At 47.0% G+C, this 19544-nt stretch carries 18 protein-coding genes; 12 read left to right on the top strand and 6 right to left on the bottom strand.

Annotated features, from left to right (window positions below):
- Positions 1-35: 35 nt before the first annotated feature.
- The 3 genes from thrS to MHI14_RS23655 form a co-directional block, all read right to left on the bottom strand.
- On the bottom strand, positions 36-2036 hold the full coding sequence (gene thrS, locus MHI14_RS23665) for a threonine--tRNA ligase (protein WP_341131365.1): 2001 nt from the start codon (positions 2034-2036) through the stop codon (positions 36-38).
- 472 nt (positions 2037-2508) lie between these two features.
- Positions 2509-4269, bottom strand: coding sequence for a sensor histidine kinase (locus MHI14_RS23660; protein WP_341131364.1), 1761 nt, complete (start codon positions 4267-4269; stop codon positions 2509-2511).
- A complete protein-coding gene (locus MHI14_RS23655) occupies positions 4266-5027 on the bottom strand; it encodes a response regulator transcription factor (protein WP_341131363.1) in 762 nt (253 codons plus the stop codon). Before MHI14_RS23655 ends, MHI14_RS23660 begins: the two co-directional genes overlap by 4 nt.
- 220 nt (positions 5028-5247) lie before the next feature.
- Between MHI14_RS23655 and MHI14_RS23650 the strand changes: the two genes are divergently transcribed.
- Together MHI14_RS23650 and MHI14_RS23645 are read left to right on the top strand one after the other, a co-directional pair.
- A complete protein-coding gene (locus MHI14_RS23650; protein WP_341131362.1) occupies positions 5248-6348 on the top strand; it encodes a peptidoglycan DD-metalloendopeptidase family protein in 1101 nt (366 codons plus the stop codon).
- A 107-nt stretch (positions 6349-6455) separates the two neighbouring features.
- On the top strand, positions 6456-6959 hold the full coding sequence (locus MHI14_RS23645; protein WP_289391572.1) for a GNAT family N-acetyltransferase: 504 nt from the start codon (positions 6456-6458) through the stop codon (positions 6957-6959).
- A 114-nt stretch (positions 6960-7073) separates the two neighbouring features.
- Here MHI14_RS23645 and MHI14_RS23640 read toward each other — a convergent pair whose 3' ends face one another.
- On the bottom strand, positions 7074-7565 hold the full coding sequence (locus MHI14_RS23640) for a DinB family protein (protein ID WP_091033474.1): 492 nt from the start codon (positions 7563-7565) through the stop codon (positions 7074-7076).
- 287 nt (positions 7566-7852) lie between these two features.
- Between MHI14_RS23640 and MHI14_RS23635 the strand changes: the two genes are divergently transcribed.
- The 10 genes from MHI14_RS23635 (at position 7853) to MHI14_RS23590 (ending at position 18011) form a co-directional block, all read left to right on the top strand.
- Positions 7853-8272, top strand: a complete 420-nt coding sequence (locus MHI14_RS23635) for a hypothetical protein (RefSeq protein WP_341131361.1) — start codon at positions 7853-7855, stop codon at positions 8270-8272.
- A complete protein-coding gene (locus MHI14_RS23630; RefSeq protein ID WP_341131360.1) occupies positions 8269-9558 on the top strand; it encodes an ammonium transporter in 1290 nt (429 codons plus the stop codon). Before MHI14_RS23635 ends, MHI14_RS23630 begins: the two co-directional genes overlap by 4 nt.
- A gap of 341 nt (positions 9559-9899) precedes the next feature.
- Positions 9900-10841, top strand: a complete 942-nt coding sequence (locus tag MHI14_RS23625) for a DUF1963 domain-containing protein (protein WP_091033469.1) — start codon at positions 9900-9902, stop codon at positions 10839-10841.
- Positions 10842-11203: 362 nt separating this feature from the next.
- Positions 11204-11662 carry a DinB family protein gene (locus tag MHI14_RS23620; RefSeq protein ID WP_091033466.1) on the top strand — a complete coding sequence of 153 codons (459 nt, stop codon included), beginning with the start codon at positions 11204-11206 and terminating at the stop codon, positions 11660-11662.
- Between the two features lie 106 nt (positions 11663-11768).
- A complete protein-coding gene (locus MHI14_RS23615; RefSeq protein WP_341131359.1) occupies positions 11769-12725 on the top strand; it encodes an aminoglycoside phosphotransferase family protein in 957 nt (318 codons plus the stop codon).
- Positions 12722-13456, top strand: a complete 735-nt coding sequence (locus MHI14_RS23610; protein ID WP_341131748.1) for a response regulator transcription factor — start codon at positions 12722-12724, stop codon at positions 13454-13456. The genes MHI14_RS23615 and MHI14_RS23610 overlap by 4 nt, the downstream gene beginning before the upstream one ends.
- Positions 13457-13511: 55 nt before the next feature.
- A complete protein-coding gene (locus MHI14_RS23605; protein ID WP_341131358.1) occupies positions 13512-14645 on the top strand; it encodes a sensor histidine kinase in 1134 nt (377 codons plus the stop codon).
- A gap of 99 nt (positions 14646-14744) precedes the next feature.
- Positions 14745-15485: a HAMP domain-containing protein gene (locus tag MHI14_RS23600; protein WP_341131357.1), complete on the top strand. Its 741-nt coding sequence runs from the start codon at positions 14745-14747 to the stop codon at positions 15483-15485.
- Between the two features lie 20 nt (positions 15486-15505).
- Positions 15506-17347, top strand: a complete 1842-nt coding sequence (locus tag MHI14_RS23595; protein WP_341131356.1) for a transglycosylase domain-containing protein — start codon at positions 15506-15508, stop codon at positions 17345-17347.
- Positions 17348-17459: 112 nt separating this feature from the next.
- Entirely contained in the window at positions 17460-18011 is a 552-nt protein-coding gene (locus MHI14_RS23590; protein ID WP_091033454.1) for a DUF2569 domain-containing protein, read from the top strand.
- 130 nt (positions 18012-18141) lie between these two features.
- On the opposite strand, the gene MHI14_RS23585 is transcribed toward MHI14_RS23590, so the two are convergent.
- Both MHI14_RS23585 and MHI14_RS23580 read right to left on the bottom strand, forming a co-directional pair.
- A complete protein-coding gene (locus MHI14_RS23585; protein ID WP_036610676.1) occupies positions 18142-18600 on the bottom strand; it encodes a threonine/serine exporter family protein in 459 nt (152 codons plus the stop codon).
- 18 nt (positions 18601-18618) lie between these two features.
- Positions 18619-19380 carry a threonine/serine exporter family protein gene (locus tag MHI14_RS23580; protein ID WP_091035078.1) on the bottom strand — a complete coding sequence of 254 codons (762 nt, stop codon included), beginning with the start codon at positions 19378-19380 and terminating at the stop codon, positions 18619-18621.
- Positions 19381-19544: the final 164 nt, after the last annotated feature.

Here is a 19544-nt window from a genome sequence, read left to right as displayed (position 1 = left end):
TGATAAGTGACCAATAGATAGGGTCGTTACTTCTTTTATACTTTTGCCTTCACAGCCTGTTGGATCATTTCAATAACAGCTTCAATGCGTTGGATGCCTTGATCTCCCTGACCGTATGCACGGACAGAGGCGGATGAGGCATTTTTCTCATTCTCTCCAAGTACGAGCGAATAAGGCACTTTTTCCATCTGGGCTTCACGGATTTTGTACCCGAGCTTTTCGCTACGCAGATCTGTTTCTACCCGAATGCCCGCAGCTCGGAGCTGGCTCTGTACTTGGAGTGCGTAGTCTGCGTAATGATCTGATACAGGCAGCAGCTTCACTTGCACAGGTGCGAGCCAGAGTGGGAACGCTCCCGCATAGTGCTCAGTCAGGATGCCGATGAAACGATCAATGGAACCGTAGATGGCACGGTGAATCACGACCGGACGGTGTTTCAGGCTATCCTCGCCAATGTAAGTGAGGTCGAACTTCTCCGGCATTTGAAAATCAAGCTGGATTGTTCCGCACTGCCAGCTGCGCTTCAACGCATCGAGGATATGAAAGTCAATTTTCGGTCCATAAAAGGCACCGTCTCCTTCGTTAATGCGATACTCCACGCCCCGGCGATCTAGTACATTTTGCAATGCACGTTCCGCCTGATCCCACAGTTCTTCCGATCCCATGGAATCTTCCGGACGAGTGGACAATTCGATCTTATATTCGAACCCAAAGATATCGTACATACGTCCGATCAGTGAGATCGCCTGATTAATCTCGTCCTCGATCTGCTCTGGCATGACGTAGAGATGAGCATCATCCTGGCAGAATGTCCGCACACGCATCATGCCGTTCAGGGCACCTGAGAATTCATGACGGTGAACCTGACCAAATTCCATCATGCGAATCGGCAATTCGCGGTAGGAATGGAGTGTGTTTTTGAAGATCAGCATGTGCCCAGGACAGTTCATCGGTTTCAGTGCAAAAGTGGCATCGTCCACTTCCGAGAAATACATGTTGTCCTTGTAATGCTCCCAATGGCCGGATTGCTCCCACAGTCGGTTGTTCATCATGAGAGGAGTCCGAACTTCCTGATAACCTTCCTGTAACTGCAGCTCACGGGAGAACTGCTCCAGTTCAGTGCGAACAGTCATGCCTTTAGGCAGATAAAAGGGCATGCCGGGCGCTTCTTCGGAGAACATGAACAGTTCAAGCTCTTTGCCAAGTTTACGGTGATCCCGTTTCTTCGCTTCTTCGAGCATGTGCAGATGTTCATCCAGCTGTGCTTTGTTCGGGAAAGCAGTGCCGTAGATGCGTTGCAGCATCTTATTATCCGAGTTCCCCCGCCAGTACGCACCAGCCACATTCAGCAGCTTAAACGCTTTGATCCGACCAGTGGATGGAAGATGGGGACCGCGACACAGATCGAAAAACTCTCCTTGATCATAGATTGAAAGTTCGGCATCCTCTGGCAAATCCTGAATGAGTTCAAGCTTGTAGGGGTCCTGGATCTCTCCGAAGATACGGAGGGCTTCCTCCCGGTTAACGACCCGGCGACTGATCTTATGATTCTCCTGAATGATTCTGTTCATTTCCCGCTCGATGGCAGCCAGATCACTGATGGACAAGGCATGCTCCAGATCAACATCGTAATAGAATCCATCTTCAATGACTGGGCCGATACCCAGTTTCACTTGCTCTGCACCGTAGATGCGTTTAAGCGCCTGTGCCAGCACATGTGCTGCGCTGTGACGATAACGATACAGACCTTCCGCGCTGTCCAAAGTAACGATAACAAGTTCGCAATCTTGCTTGAGCACCCAATCGAGATCGACATTTTGGCCATCTACAATACCGCCAATGGCCTGTTTTCCCAGGCTTGTGCTGATAGATGAGGCAACCGCACCTACAGTGATGCCTGCTTCGTAAGAACGTACCATGCCACCTTGCAGACGGACCTCAATGGATTGACTGGATGGTTGTAGATCATTTGCTTGGCTGTTTATTTCGTTACCTGAATTGTTGCTTGCTGAGTTACTTTTTTCTTGTTTGCTCATGTGAACCACTCTCCATTTCTTAAAATGAAAGCGCAAAAAACACCCGTCCCGGAAAAGGGACGAGTGCGCTTGGCTCGTGGTTCCACCCTAATTTTGGTTATGGTGCACCCTGCTCTCGGCCAGCCGCCGGAACAGAAAACATCATAACCCTCATTGGAATCCGTTATCGGGGATCAGGCGGTGAACTCTACTGGCAACAAGCCGAACATCCTAGAGAGGTTCGAAATGATGAGGTTCGAGGTCACGGCTGCAGAGGGGTAATTCCGGTCCGTTCGCTGAAGAAGGTTTCACCAATCCCCTCTCTCTCTGGGCAGCACGCAAACGAAATCATGTCTCTGGTCATCGCCAAATATGTTAGATCAACTCATTGAAGTTATCCTGAAATGTGTTGCATTCAATATCAATATATTGGAACAGGTGTTATTGAGTGTCGATTATATAGACTGAAAATGGAAAGGTCAAGCGGAACATTTTAATTGGTTTTGGACGGCCCATCCCATATTAAGCAAATGATCGTTCCTTCACCAGGGGTGGACTGTACCTCAATACGACCATTCATGGCTTCGATCAAACCTTTGGTTACCGCCATGCCCAGCCCTGATCCAACATCCGATGTACCTGTATCTGTACCGCGATAGTATCGTTCAAATAACTTCCATACCGTCTCGGGGTCCATGCCTCTTCCATTATCGGCAAACTGAATGCTGAATTCATCTGCCTGCGTACCAGAATGCACACTGACAACCAGGATGGACTCGGGCGGATTATGCAGAAGGGCATTGGCGGTCAGATTATCCACAATTCGTTCAAACGACGGAATATGGACAAGGCCATACACTGGCACTTCAGAAGGTTGGAATAGGATGCGACCTTCCCCGTATGCCGGATTCCGTTCAGCGCGCTGGATCAGATCACGGAGCAACGTATTTACGTCAGTCTCTTCCACCACAGGTTGATATCCTCCACTGCGTAATCGATAGGTCATGGCAAGGTCGTTGACAAGCCTGTCCATATACATGGACTTATCAAGCATTATGCCTGCGAATTCCCTGACTTCTTCCGCCGTCCAGCTATACTTATCTGCCTCAAGCATATGAGCATATCCCTGAATGGAGGAGAGGGGGGTCTTCAGGTCATGTGTTATGCCAGCAATCCACTCCTCCCGCAGAGAATCGGTCTGTTTCCGAAGTTCTTCATCTTGCTTCAAAGTGTGAGACAAGGCCTGCATGGAGCGAAGCACTTCAGCATACACGTTGTATTTTCGCTTCCACTTTCCGTTACGACGCTGACTGCGAGGCACTCCAAAGGCTCCGGTAGGTTCCTCGTAATGTCCTCGTTCCAGACGCTGTAACCATTGGAGCATATGCAGCATGGGTGAGCCAAATCGGTTGGCATACCAGAAGGCAAGCAAAATGAGCAAAATGATGATGGACACAATCAATACAACCAATGCCGGTTCCAGAATAAAACTGTAGGGGTTTTGGTTTCCGGTCGCCAATGGATCACTAGGTATGCTAATCAGCCAGGTAGTTTCATTCTGTTCGTCGTACCACGTGGCAACAGACATACCTGATCGACTCGGATAGCGAACTTGCAGAACGAGTTCCTGAATGGTGTATTCGCTAGGTACGCCCATGGCCGGTTTGTTATAGGAGGAGAGTTCGCTTCCTGACGCGTCCAATACTTGAAGATAAGCATTGGCGGCACGGAGGGCCTCCTGTTGGTCGGGCTGAAGATCAAGCTTCCCGTTGGTGAAAGCAAGGTCTGAACGAATCTTATTCATTAAGGACTTGGCCGGGTTACTCTCACCATATAACAAGGTGAATTCCTTCCCGTTTTTCTCCCGGATCAGCATGACAATCTGATAAGGGAACGGCTTCTGGCTTTCCCAGTATGCAATCAATTCCCCCGGTTTATAGTGAGTAGGAACATCGGCAGGTGTGTGATATTCATCAATGGCGTAACCTTGTTCATCCAGAACCTGGAGCCAGCCTTGATTTTTATCCACTTGTTTCAGCAATTCGGGGTCATATTGGATCGTATTATCTGGCAGAATCTCTGCTGTATTAATCAATTGGTCCAGACCATTAACAGCAAAATCATCCACCAGATTCACTTCATTTACCTTTTGCACAACCCAGTAGGTGGCTACAGACCCAAGCAGGATGATCAGAACGACTGCACCGGCAAGCATCCCGATAAACCGGGTCATTAACCTGCGACGAATACTCATGGGCGTGACACATGTTCCGGCTGAATCAGTTTGTAACCCAGACCCCGGACGTTGACGAGAAACACCGGATTGGAAGGATCGGCTTCAATGCGCTCCCGAATGCGGTGAATATGAACCATCACGGTATTGTCATCACTAATGGATTCAGAGCCCCAGACCCGTTCATATAGATCTGATTTGGTGAAGATTCGATTGGGATGCTTGCAGAAAAAGAGCAGTAGTTGAAACACAAGTGCCGGACAGGATACGGATTCTCCTTCAACCCGAAGCTCACCAGCCCATTCCAGCACCTGGAATCGTCCAAAGTCGTACACGCCTTCCGGCATGCTGGGAGATGACGTATTTACGTTGGATGGGAAGGGTTCCGAGATCGCTGCGGTTTTAGAAGGTAAATAACGCTTAAGCAATGATTTAATTCGAGCAACGACTTCCAGAGGATTAAAGGGTTTGACCACATAATCGTCGCCACCAACGGCGAATCCGGTTAATTTGTCATAATCGGTTGTTTTGGCCGTCAGAAACAGGATTGGCGCATCGGTAACCTGCCGTAGAAAAGGACAGATTTCCAGTCCGCTTTTGCCAGGAAGCATGATGTCGAGCACGATGCATTGATAGGTCTTGTTGTTGCATGCCTCAATGGCAGCTTCGCCTGTTGTAACGGTATCAATATCGAGAAACTGCTCTTTGAGCAGAACGGTTTTGAGCATATGCAGAATGGCCTGTTCATCATCCACAAGCAGTAATGAGACGTTATCCATAGTTTAAAAATGACCTCCTGATCCTTCCGTTGTGTGTATTGCTAATCATACCATCCAAGAAGGCTGTATAGCGTATGAGCTATCTTAACGGAATCTTAATTATACAGCCTCAAAAGGTGTTGCAAGTTTAACTACATGTAAGATGGGGTTAGACGAAGGATAAGACTCATTCTGTACACTTAACTGGAAAGTATAACGATTAACAGAAGGGATGTTGAGAATGAACAGAGAAGGTCATCTGAAATCAGAACATCATACACATTCAAAATTACAGCATAGAAAGGGCTGGAAGGTGCTTGCGATTACCCTTGGAGCTTGCGTGATATTGTCTGCTTGCGGCAACAGCAATTCCATTACTTCCGACCAGGCAGAGCAGCAGTCAGCCGAACAGGCATCCAATAATGAAACGAGCGAGAACTCTAATCAGGAGCAGAACTCAAGTTCAGAGGTGAGCGCGATGGTTACACCGGACAATTTCATAGATACGTTGATGAACGGTTCAAAGGATGCAATCTATAATCAGTTCTCTCCCGAGTTTAAGGGGACGTTAACGCTTGAACAGTTCAAAACGACCGCTGATCCTTTTCTGGAGGGTGTTGAATCGTGGGAGCAAGTGGTAGACGCCAAAATGAATCAATTAACCGAGGTTGCCTGGAAGGATCAGACTGGGACCAAAGGGATTCGAGCCTATTTTTCCGAAGAAAATCAAATTGAAGGCCTCTTGATCCAACCGCTGCAAGCTTATGAGGACAACGATGCCAAATTCACCAAAACGGAATTTCAATTGCCGATGAAGGGGGAATGGTACGTATTCTGGGGAGGCAATAATGCCTTGTCAAACTATCATTATGAGCACGAAACGCAGCGTTATGCACTGGATATCGTACGGACCAAAGAACAATCCAGTTATCATGGTGATGCAACGGCAAACGAAAACTATTATGCTTTTGGTGAACCACTCTATGCAGCTGCCGATGGTACTGTCGTCGATATCAAGAACGATATACCGGACAATGTACCGGGTGTGATGAATCCAGAAGAGCCGGCGGGTAACTATGTGGTGATCGACCATGGCAACAGTGAATACAGCATCACGGGACACATCAAGGAAGGCAGTGTTTCGGTCAAAAAAGGAGATAAGCTCAAGCAGGGAGACCCTATCGGTGAGCTTGGTAATTCGGGGAACTCCAGTGAAGCTCATCTGCATTTCCAGGTGTCGGATGGCCCGGATCTGTTCACATCTCGCTCAATTAACATTCGTTGGGCAGACCAGAGTCAGCAGTTAACTCGTGGGAACACAATACAGGGACTTCCAGAGTAATGATGGAGTAATTCTCTGTCAGAATGTTAGAGGTGACGAAAACTTCTCTTCTCCGTTATAATATCCTCTATGATAATAGAACGATCTGGAATGATGGAGGAATAGCGATGAAACTGGAAGATGTGCAGATTGAATATGCGCGCCTGGAGGACTTGCCGAGGATTGTGGAAATTTATAATTCTACCATTGAGGGCCGTATGGCAACAGCCGATTTGGAGCCGGTGACGGTGGAGCAACGTTTGCCTTGGTTTGAGGAACATACACCGGAACATCGTCCGCTTTGGGTGATGAAGCAGGCAGGACAGGTGGTCGCTTGGGCGAGTCTCAGTTCATTCTATGGACGTCCTGCGTATAATGGAACGGTGGAAGTCAGTGTATACGTGGATCAGCAATGCCGCGGAATTGGGGCTGGTGGACGTTTGCTCGAAACGGTATTTGCAGCATGTCCTGCACTTGGGATTACGACCATTCTCGGATTTGTTTTCGGGCATAACGAACCGAGTCTGGGGTTATTGCGCAAGCATGGTTTTGAACAGTGGGGTTATTATCCCGAAGTGGCCGTGTTGGATGGTGTGAATAGAGATCTGGCGATTTTGGGCAAAAAAATATAAGTGTCGTTCTTGTTCGTGAGATAAGAACATTGAAAACCTCCAACCTAAATGATAGGATTGGAGGTTTTTTGTCGTTCAACTATATTCGTCGCTATGTGAAAGTGTAGGTTGTGCTTACACGCCAAGCTGATGTTTAATCTCTTGAATCTGTCCCAGATGACGTTCCTCATGATAACTTGTAAAGTCAATCCATTGGGTAAGATCCATCTCACCAAATACGGGATGAGGAAAGGACTTGCTGCGCAGCAGGTCAGGATCATGATCCAATGCAAAGTTGTTTAACGCTTGGTGAGATTCGTCAAGATCACCGCGTACATCTGCAAGTGCTTCAGGCGCTGCTGGAGGCTGAAGATGGGGTGGTGCCTCGACGGAGCGGCTGCGGTCCAACGATAATTCATATGGTTTTTTGTCCACAGACACCGTCTGTTCCTTTTCGAGAGCCAGGCGGGCTTGTTTTCCAATTACATTTTCCATCAGGTTCAGATGACGTAGTACTTGCATAATACTCCATTGCGCGGGTGAAGGTTTTTGGTTCAATTGTTCTTCTTCGAGTCCCGAGACGGCTTCCCAGATTTGGTTGCGTATATCGTCATTACGAGTAAACATCGTATAATCCTCTCCTTATATATGGGTTCTGTGATGCGGGCAGTCTGTGTATGTTCATTACCCCAAATATGGATGCTTATCCTATAAGCCTAAAGAATGGAAAGAATGAATGCGAATCATAGGTAAGATTAGCCTTGTTAGATGTAATTTGTGCCCAATAAAAAAAGTCGTTCTCTAATGAACGGTTCGTTTCAATCCATCTCAAGTCCAAAAAAAGATTGACGGGCAGACCCCGGCAAACTATAATCGGTACAAGTAACTTGATATGTAAGGAGTCCTGACATGATATGTTAGTAATCGACGAGGTGTATCACCATACAGCATTGCAAATATCATCGTCCGATTTATTGTACCTTATCGAACGGCTGAAGGTCAAAAAAGAAAATGAGATCCAAACGCTCAAGCAGAAGATCGAACAGTTCGAACAAAAGCGTCGAGCGGAAGAGATCGCTTATCAATCGTTGTCGCCCGTACGCAAATGGTTTGCGGGACGTCCAGCATCCCATCATCAGGCGGTGGAGTATATGGTGCAGGTGAAGGAACGTTTTCGCAAGATGGAACAGATTCGCAGACGCATACGTGAATTGGATCAGATCCAAGAACGAATTAAGCATCCGGACAGCATTGAGCGGGACGAGATTGAGCTTGCGCCCGATACAATCCGTGAGCTCAGACAGCTTAGTGAAACGGAGGATGTACAAGCATGACTTTGGAGACGTTAGGCACCGGGATTGATACGGTCTGGGTCGTACTGAGTGCAGCGATGATTTTATTGATGGAGGGTGGTTTCGCCCTGCTCGAGGCTGGCTTTGTGCGTTATAAAAATAGTGTGAACATTATTATGAAGGTATTTGCTGACATTACGATTGGAACGTTACTGTTCTATGCCATCGGTTTTGGACTGATGTATGGTTCGGACGTTGGCGGTTTTGCGGGAGTAACGGGATTTTTCCTGAATGGGGATTTGTCTCATCTGGACGTACCGGTATCTCTGGAGACATTCTGGTTGTTCCAGGCTGCCTTTACCATTGCCGTTATTTCCATCGTTTCAGGAGCGGTAGCAGAGCGGATCAACTTCCGTGCCTACCTGTTGTATATCATATTGATGACGGCGATCATCTATCCAATTGGTGGACACTGGGCATGGGGCGGCGGCTGGCTTAGTCAGCTGGGGATGCAGGACTTTGCCGGTTCGGCTGTCATCCATGCACTCGGCGGATTCTCGGCACTGGCTGCTGCGATTATCATTGGTCCGCGTAAAGGGAAGTACACGCCACTTGGCGTAAGTGCCATCGCACTCCCGAGCAATCTGCCACTGGCATCTGTAGGTGCATTTCTGTTATGGTTCGGCTGGTTTGGCTTCAATGCTGGGAGCACACTCAGCGCGACGGATGTAAGAATTGGTCACATTGCGATTGTCACGATGTTATCTGCGGCTTCGGGTGGTGCGGTTACGTTACTGTATACGTTATTCCGCTTCAATCGTTCAGATGCACCCTCGGTCATTAACGGTTCGCTTGCGGGACTGGTCGGCATTACGGCAGGCTGTGCTTTTGTTGGCGATGTAGCAGCGATATTCATTGGGGCAGTATCCGGCTTATTGATGATGGCTGCCACCAACTGGCTGGACCGTCGGCAGATTGATGATCCAGTTGGTGCTTTCCCGGTGCATGCCGCATCAGGGATGTGGGGCACGATTGCTGTAGGTCTGTTTGCCACGGATGGTGGATTATTCATGGGTGGCGGCTGGAGGTTGCTGGGTGTTCAGGCACTTGGCCTTACAGCTCTGGTTATCTGGGGATTCGCCATGACCTGGATCGGGTTAAAGTTGATTGGCAAAATTGTGCCTGTACGTTCGACAGAAGAAGAGGAAGATCTGGGTCTGGATATCAGCTATCATGGTGTGATGGCAGCCCATCAGGCCCATGAATTCCTGGACGGTGAGGAGCATATGCGTGCTTACCAGGAAAAGTCCTCTGATCCGAATCGTTAAATGCAATATAGGATAAAGAAGTAGACTGACAAGGAATGTCAGTCTCTTTTTTCTATATAAATTGAAATACACATTTACACGAGAACGTAGAGGACAGAAAGAACCTGAAGAAACAAAGAGTTCGCCTTTATCCCCGGATTTTTACCTTTGCAAAGGTGAATCAAAAAAATTCTGGGGATAACAGCGATCGGAAGGTTGTTCTGTCATCGGAGTGGTAAGTGTAAAATATTCTTAAGTTCAATTTATACAGAAGCAGGGAAAGACGTCTGGGCGGAAGAATATACAGGTGTGAACCTGAATATGTCTCAGCATAGGTGTATTGTCAAAAGGGGAGGATCTATATGATTAAGCCAGAACAATGTGAACGTCTGACCAGAAAAGCCCGTAAAACACTTGAGGAATATGGTTTGGGAGTTGCTGCCGATCTGTTGTTATCTTCAAGCCGCTGGGGAATTCGCCTCGATGTATCCACACTGGACGAATATCGCAGAACAGGAAACTCACGTGTGGGTGGACATCCGGATTTGCCGAGTCGCATGGAATGGCCCGTAACACAAGAAGGAATTCCAATGACTTTCCTGGCCCAACTGAACCTGGTGGATTTGTCGCCGTATACGCCGAATGATGGGCGCGGGACTTTGCCTGAACGTGGCATGTTATACTTTTTCGTTGGCACGGATGAATCTGCTTGTCCCATTGAACATCGTGTGATTTTTGAGCCGAGTTCTCATAACCTGATAAGGCGAGAGCCTGAGGGAGATACCGCGCTGGATGGAGCCCCGTTTGTTGCACATTCGGTGACTGTACTGCCTAATCTTGAGTTTCCTACATATGCATATATTGACGTCAACGCGCTGAATGAGCTCTCGCCGTCTCAGCTTGAGAGCGATGAGGCCGAAGCGGAAGTGAGTCTGTATGACCGATACCTTGAATTCGAGTCGAGCTGGAATCATCCGAGTATGCTGAATTGGGGTGGTATGTTTGGATATCCTGACGGGCAGCATCCAGATGCCGAGCATCGTGCCTTATTACAGATCGCACTGGGAGAAGAGTATGATTATAATGAGCAGGAGTGTGAGAAGAAGCTGACCAAGCATTACGGCGGTGATGAGGATCGGACATGGCAGGAACTATCCGATACGCTGCTGCTGTTAAAGATAGATACACATGATGCTATTGGTTTCCAATGGTGGGATTGCGGGGAATTACAATTTTTCATTCGCAAGTCTGACTTGGAGGCTGGACGATTCGAGCATACGTATTGTTCGTTATACTCAAGTTGAGCAAAGATTTGAAATCAAATAGGCAACAAAATGTCCTGAATCCCGTCTATAAGAAGGAGGAAGGACTTTTTTGTTCGTAGATGTTTATATAAATTGAACTAAAGAATATTTACACTGCACACTCCGATGACAGAACAACCTTCCGATCGCTGTTATCCCCAGATTTTTTTGATTCCTTTTATAAAGGGGAAATCCGGGGATAAAGGCGAACGCGTTGCTTCTTCAGGTCCTTTCTGTCTTCTACGTTTTGTGTAAATGTTTTGTTCAATTTATATAGATTTGGGGTATATATTAGGGAGGGATATCTTGGTTGATAACCGATCATATGTTCTGTATAATGGGATAAAAAGGAAGTGTATCTGTTGATTCAATCTGCGTTCAAACATATTGACGTGGCTGTAACATCGTTGATTGATATATGTGATCAGTTGTCGGAAGAAGATTTGGCTTTGACTCCAATTGAAGGTAAACGGCCTGTTGGAGAATTACTAGCCCATCTGTCTGTGATCTGCCGAGCGGATGTTTATATTTCCGAAGGTGCAACGGAGGAAGAGATGGCTCAATTCTATGCAGAGAACCAGGTGCATTCGCTCGATGAGATCAAGCAGGCTTTAATTGATAACCAGATGTATCTATACCAACGGTACAGGCAGTTTAACACGGAAGAGTTATTACATGTGACGGATTCGTACTGGGGAGCTTCCTATAGTCGGCTGGAGTGGTTACTTGAGATTATGGGGCATGTATATCATCACAGAGGACAATTGTATACGATGCTGACCCTAACGGGCAAAGAACCCGAATCAGTACTTTTTAAATAGAAACAGATAGAATACATATAAGCATGTTATAGGAAACATCATGGGATAAAGTGGTAGTAGACCGACGATACTACACGTTATACGTGAAATAACGGAGGATCCTGGTATGGAACGACATAATACATGGAATGCATCGATGGACAATACGTTGATTGACAGGTTAAAACAGATTCCTGAACTTGATAAGGCTACACGGATTGAACCCGTTATGAAGGGTTATTCAGCGGATGCTAAATTCAAAATGTTTGTCCCTGACCAAGGCCATGTGTTGGTGAGGGTATATGATGTTGCTGAGGAATGGATGAAGCAAAGGGAATATCAATGTTTGAAGAGCATGCAACAATTAGGTGTACTGTGTCCTTCAACGTTGGGCACAGGTAGATTGGATGAGAAGAACGAATATATGATTCTTAGCTACATTGAAGGCGAAGATGCTTCCGAGAGACTGCCTCAACTGAGTGAACAGCAACAGTGGGCGGTTGGCTTTGAAGCAGGAGCGCAGCTACAGCTGATTCACCAGTTGCCGATGGAGGAACAGACCGAATCATGGTACATACGCAAGAGCACCAAGCATCAACGTTACATGGAGCGCTATAAACAGTGCCCGATCGTGATGAATGAGGATCAGGCTATTCTAACGTTTATTGCAGACCATCTCGGTTGGATGAAAAATCGTCCAGATGGATTTCAGCATGATGACTTTCACCCGAGCAATCTTGTCATTAAGCAGGATAAACTCGCAGGAGTGATTGATTTTAATCGTTATGATCAAGGGGATCCCATCCATGAATTTTTGAAGCTGGGTTTGTTTGCTTCGGAGATCAGTATTCCATATTCCATAGGTCAGATTCAGGGCTATTTCGATGGCAATGAACCGGATGAGTTATTCTGGAGATTGTATTCACTGTATACGGCTATGGCGCTGGTGTCTTCTGTGGTGTGGATTCAGCAGGTGAAGCCGGAAGAGACACATGAGATGATGACCAAGATCGAACGTGTCCGTGAAGATCACGATGATTTTCGCAGTTTCATCCCTCGGTGGTATACTTTGAACAGATCATGAATTATGGAAGGGAAAGGAATAATGCCGTGGCACAGCCAGCAACCATTCTGCTTGTGGATGATGAGCAGGAGATTATTAAACTGATGGAAATTTATTTTGGCAACGAGGGTTATCGGATTCTCACCGCGAATGATGGGCTTGAAGCACTGGAACAATTGAAAAAAGAGTCGATCGATCTCATTATTCTAGATGTTATGATGCCAAATATGGACGGAATCGAAGCTTGTATGAAAATTCGGGAAGAGCAGAAAATGCCGATTATCATGCTGTCCGCCAAAAGTATGGATATGGATAAAATCACAGGGCTAAGCATCGGTGCTGATGATTATGTGACCAAACCATTTAACCCGCTTGAACTTGTCGCACGGGTGAAATCCCAGCTGCGCAGGTATCATACCTTCAATGAAGGTCGGGAGAACAAAGAGCACGAGTGGGTTATTGATGATCTAGTCATTAATACAGATACACATGAAGTTTGGGTTGATGAGCAGCCGGTTCGTCTGACTCCGCGTGAATTTGCTGTTCTTGAATTACTGGCTCGCCACCAAGGTTCAGTACTCAGTATGGAACAGATCTATCGTCAGGTCTGGAAGGAAGAATTCATGGAGTCGAATAATACCGTCATGGTACATATTCGCAAGATTCGTGAGAAGATTGAACTCGATAGCAAACATCCCAAGTTCATTCAGACCGTATGGGGTGTTGGTTACAAGATGATCAAACCGCAATAAACATGTACATCCACAGGATGTCATGTGACATGAACACATTCAGGGAGTTCCTACTATGAATTCAAAGTTGATTAATACAGTCCGTTGGAAATTTATCTATGCATTTCTGCTGAGCGGCATATTAACTGCAGTTATTTTGTACGGGGGCAGCCAGGTGGGGCAGACCATCCTGGAAGCTCAGGCGTATCCGGATTATTCCATTCCGGCCCAAGGGATCAGGTGGTTGGTGAATAATATCGGTTCGGTGCCTTTGATGATTGTGGTGGGCGTGCTTGGTTTTGTGCTGTTTTTTTTCCTGTTCTCTCGTAAGGTGATGCGGGTTCTGGATGAAATTACGGCGGGAATTCAGGAAGTTGCCAAAGGAGAGTTATCCCATCGCATCGAAGTGAAGACCTCGGATGAATTCGGAGTGGTTGCTGCAAGCATTAATCAGATGGCTGAACAATTGCAGTTATCGCTTCAGGAAGAGCGTAGTGCGGTCGCTGCCAAAAACGATCTGATTACGGGGATATCACATGATCTGAGAACACCACTCACTTCTATTCTGGGATTTCTGGAGTACATCGAGAAGGATCGCTACCAGGATGAGATTGAGATGCGCTATTACGTTAGCATTGCCTATGAGAAATCCTTGACCCTTCGTAAGTTAATCGATGACTTGTTCGAATATACGCGTGTGAGTGGCGGGAGTCTTCCGTTATCTCTGCAAGCGTTGAACCTGAATTCGTTTCTGATGCAGCTGGCTGAAGAGTTTACTCCCATGCTGGAGGATGCTGGCATGACCTACAAGATCATCGGCGGGCAAGATCCACTATGGATACAAGCTGCTCCGGGGGAGCTTGTACGAGCATATGAGAATCTGTTCAGCAATGCCATTCGGTATGGTTCGCAGGGTAAACTAATGGAGATTGGGCTGGCCCTTGAAGGTAAAGAGGCTGTAGTCCGCATCAGTAATTATGGTGAACCGATTCCGGCACAAGATCTGCCACATCTATTTGATCGATTCTATCGTGTGGATAAATCGCGTTCCCGTGAAACGGGAGGTACGGGTCTTGGCCTGGCGATTGCCAAATCGATGATTGAATTACATCGAGGAAGTATCGTTGTCTACAGTGAAAATGGCAGAACGGATTTTGTCACCCGATTCCCTGTAACTGCTGCTCCGCCAAGTAATTACTCAGAGGCGTAATAATTAAGAATTTGGTAAGAAGTTAACTACTTTCTCATTAAGAAATATTCGGTATGCTACCTCTATTACCCTATTGTTGTATAGAGGAGGATACCGAATATGAAGTCCCGATTCAGTACTGTAAGACTAAGATACATATACATTGGAGGAGCAAGCGCGTTACTGAGCGCAGCGCTCCTTTTTGTCGTTTATCACGTGCTGCGATTTGCGCATCACCACGTCCTTCCTGATACAGCATGGATAACGCGTATGATGAACTGGGGAATCAACCATATTGGAACAAAGCCGTTCTTCATCTTCATTGGTGGAGCCGTGTTTGCGATCTTTTTCTGGATTCGATCCCAGAAGATTGCGGAAGATCTCAGTCAACTTGCGCGTGGAACAGCCGAACTTGCATTGGGCCACAATCCTGGAAGAATTGATGTTCTAAGTGGTGGTGAACTACGACAAATTGCTGCCAATCTGAATAGGATTGCTATTCTCCTGCATGAGGAAGGGCGGAGCAGATCAGAACCGAAACAGGAGAAAAGAGAGATACAGGGAGCTTCTATTAAGCATGAGCAACCCGGACTTCAGCAACATGTGGAAGAAGACAAGGAGAACGCTCAAACTACTTCTACACAGGTTGACTTGCCGATAAAACTTACTCTCTACGGTATTGAATCTTCTCTGGATGAGATCATCCAAGGGCGCTGTCAGAATGAGGTGGAAGTTCAGCATTGGGCCAAGTTGGCATATGAACAGACATTGCTGCTTCAACATGCTCTAGAGATTACACAACGGAATGGACAGGAACGCGGAGTTTCAATGGAACAGGTACACAAGGAGCCTGAATGTTGAAGCACAGGGGCAAGCGATGGATGTATCACGTATTTGATGGAGCAGTGGTTGTCGTTTTGATCTTGGCCTTTTTCTATCTCTATCTGATTACTTATGGCGAAGGATTGCTTCGCAATCGTCCTGAGGCCATGCAGGTGGCCTCCTCAACCATTATTACGAATGCAGAGGGGACCGAAATTTCGAGGTTGCATACGCAGACCAAAGGGTATTCCGAATATGCTGATCTGAACGCCATGCCGGATTTATTAAAGATGGCTTTTTTGGCTACAGAAGATCGACGTTTCTACAACCATGATGGACTGGATTTCATCGGACTCGGCAGGGCCATTGTGCAAGACATTATACATATGAATTTGAGTCAGGGAGGAAGCTCCATTACACAGCAACTGGCAAGAAATCTGTATTTGAATGGGGATAAAACGTTGAGTCGAAAGGTGAATGAGATATCGATTGCGATGGCCCTGGAGAAGAAGTACAGCAAGGATGAAATTCTGGAAATGTATCTGAATCAGATCTACATGGGACGCCAGCAGTATGGTGTAAAAGCGGCAGCCAGGCGGTATTTTGGAATTAAGGATATGCATCAGTTAGAACTATGGCAGATTGCTACATTGGCGGGAATGCCTAAAGGTCCATCCATATACAATCCAGTAGATCATCCTGAACTTTCCAAACAAAGACGTGCCGTTATCCTTGGACTAATGCATGAACAGGGACTAATTACACGAAAGCAGATGCTCCAAGCCCGTGACGTCGATTACACGCCGCCTGATACTGTGTTGAGCGTAACAGCTACACCGGGCTTGAGCGAACCCTCGTATGTGTCTGCGGTGGATGCTGTGATTCAGGAGGCTTCTCGGCTCACAGGCAAGAGTGAAGTAGAGATTCAAGCGGCAGGCTGGGTTATTCAAACCGGGCTAGACCAGCAGGCACAACTGGCGATGGAAGAAACATTTGCAGATACTACCCGATTCCCCGATGATCACCAAGACGAGCTGGTCCAGGCAAGTATGGTTATTATCGACCAGCACAACGGTGAAGTGAAAGCGATGATGGGTGGACGTAATCCCTTAAAAGGGGGCATCAACCGGGCGATTATGGATGCAAGGCAGCCAGGCTCTTCTTTTAAACCGATTATTGCATATGGCCCTGCGTTGGAGTCGGGGAAGTTCAAGCCAGAGAGCATACTACCGGATAAACGCATGCAATATGGCAGCTATCAACCTTCCAATCTCGGTGGGCGTTACAGTGGTTCAATTGCCATGTCCCAAGCCCTGCAAAAGTCCATCAATGCCCCAGCCGTATGGTTGCTTCATGAGACAGGACTGAACTATGCACATCAATTTGCGGCAAGACTTGGTATTGAACTGGGGAAAGAGGATATGAATCTCTCGGTTGCTCTGGGCGGTGTGTATCAGGGGGTGTCTCCAATGAAGATGGCTCAGGCCTACACGGTGTTTGCGAATAATGGCAAGTTGAATACAGCCCATCTGATACGCGAGATTACAGATTCGCAAGGACGGACAATATTTGCTCATAAGTTGGAAAATAAGCAGGTAATCTCCTACAGTACGGCGAATGCCATGACCAGAATGCTGCAAAATGTAGTCAGTCAGGGGACGGGAAGCCGTGCACAACTCGGTCAGCACAAGGTAGCAGGGAAAACGGGAACAACACAGGCTGCATTACCTGGTGTGGGAAGAGAGGGCAATCGGGATCTGTGGTTTGTGGGCTATACGAGTAACTGGACTGCGGCGGTTTGGATGGGATTTGATCATACAGATACAGAACATTATATGAGGTCAGGAAGTGGTGTTGCAGCGGAGTTGTTCGCAACAGTGATGAGACGTGCTACCCAATAGAATGCAAGAGAGAGAGAACGGAGTCCAGACGGTTCTTTCCTTCTTTTGGATAACACAGCATATAGCTTCTAATATATAATATGTATCTTATCTATCGTAAAAGGAGGATGAAATGAACTATAAATACAGTAACTCGGATACAGATACGGATATGAACTCGCTGCAACCCAAAACCGGTATCAGACCGGAACGGCCTGGTATCTCCGGATTGGGCGGATGGCTTATTTTAATCCAGATCAGTCTTTGGCTTGCGCTGGTGTTTCTCATCTCGGATGTATCGCAGGTGAATGTTATCATGGACCCTGCCAGATGGGAAGCAGGCCGTGGTGTCGATCCTCAGATTTACAGAGAGATGATCCGTCCACTCCTGTGGTTTGGTTTCATAAGCAGTACCATTCTATTGATGATCGTTATCGTGAATCTCATTCTTTTATATAAACGGAAGAGACAGTTTCCACGTATGATGATGGTGATGTACCTGATGAATGTGATCATAAGCATCGTGACGTGGATTCTGATTGCGCGCAATGAAATCCCAAGAGAACAGCATGTGCTTGATGCAACTCCGGCTTTTCAGTTGATTGTACGATCCATTCTGACGTGCTGTATCTTCATTCCATATTTCCTGAAGTCGGTACGTGTGAAGAATACGTTTGTGAAATAAACAGAATATTGATTGATCTGCTGCTCTATAATGCTCTATGAAAAGCGATAAGGAAGGCCCGTTAGTATACAAGATTTCATCCTGTATGCCTAACGGGCCTTCCACGTGTTGAATATATTGAGAACTACGATCATTTCGATGATGATTTTGCCCGAAGTGAGGCGGGAATTCGGCGTATCATCTGGTTTAATACCTCGGATAACACCAGGCCTACGGCAATGGCGCCGGATAACATGAGTGCCTTGGCGGCCATCTCCATAGCGGCACTGTAGTCATTTTGCACAAAACTTCGCATCGCATTATACGCCAGTCCACCAGGAACGAGAGGGATGATGCCTGCGACGCTAAAGATGATGACGGGTGCGCGAAACATGCGAGAGAATACCTGGCTGATGACACCTACGGCTATGGTCGCTGCAAGTGTAGCAGGAACCGCATCCGCTGCATATTCAAGCACGATATAGATAATCCAGCCAATCATGCCGACAAATCCACCGTGGAGCAGCATGCGCCTTGGTGCATTGAAGATGATCCCAAACGCGGCTGAAGCGACAAAACTGGTTAAGGCTTGTTCAATAAAATGGAGCATATCCTGCATTCCTCCGTCTTACATAAAAAGTGAAAATACAACTGCAATGCCGGTACCTATGGCAAAAGCAGTCAGAAATGCCTCGGCTCCCTTGGATAATCCGGATACGAGATGTCCGGCCATCAGGTCGCGTACAGCATTGGTAATCAGCAGCCCCGGAACCAGCGGCATAACCGAACCAATAATTATTTTGTCCCGTTCATGACCCACTCCCATATAGATCAGGAGAAAAGCAAGTAAGCCAATAACAAAGGATGCCGTAAGCTCGGCAAAGAATTTAACCCGCACCAACCGGTGAAAGGCAATAACGGCTGCATAACCTATGCCCCCACAGATCAGCGCCGGAAGAAAGTCGCTCCAACCTCCGCCAAACATAATGGTAAAACAACCACTGGATAACGCCGCGGCCGTAAGCTGCACAGCCGTTGAATAGGAGGAGGGCTTGCCTTCGATCTGTACCAACAGATCATGGGCTTCCTGAGCGGATAGATCACCTTGTCCGATGCGGCGGGAGACCGCATTCACCTCGGACACCTTGTCCAAATCCGTCGTACGCTCGGAGATACGAATCAGCTTGGCAGGTTCGGTTGCATCAACAGAGAAAAAGATGCCTGTCGGAACAACGTAACTGTGTGAATGGGGTAAACCCAGCGCAGCCGCCATACGTTTCATCGTATCTTCCACACGGTAGGTTTCACCACCGCTTTGCAGCATGATTTTGCCTGCGAGCAGACAGATTGCAATCACGCGGGATTGTTCAGTAGGGTTGCTGCCAATCATACCCGTCTCGGCTTGTGATACGGGTGATGAATCATGACGTATGTATTCCAACCGGATCAAGCTCCGTTTCATATGAGATATGGGGTGGTGCGACACCATTGTATCATATTTCACACGCTCGCAAGGAATCATACCGCACCATCGCCGAGACCATAAAAAAGCTT

The sequence above is a fragment of the Paenibacillus sp. FSL K6-2393 genome, assembly GCF_038002545.1.
In the GTDB taxonomy this organism is placed as follows: Bacteria; Bacillota; Bacilli; order Paenibacillales; family Paenibacillaceae; genus Paenibacillus.
The sequence above is the reverse complement of the archived record's forward strand: the minus strand, read 5'-3'. Positions and strand labels throughout refer to the sequence as shown.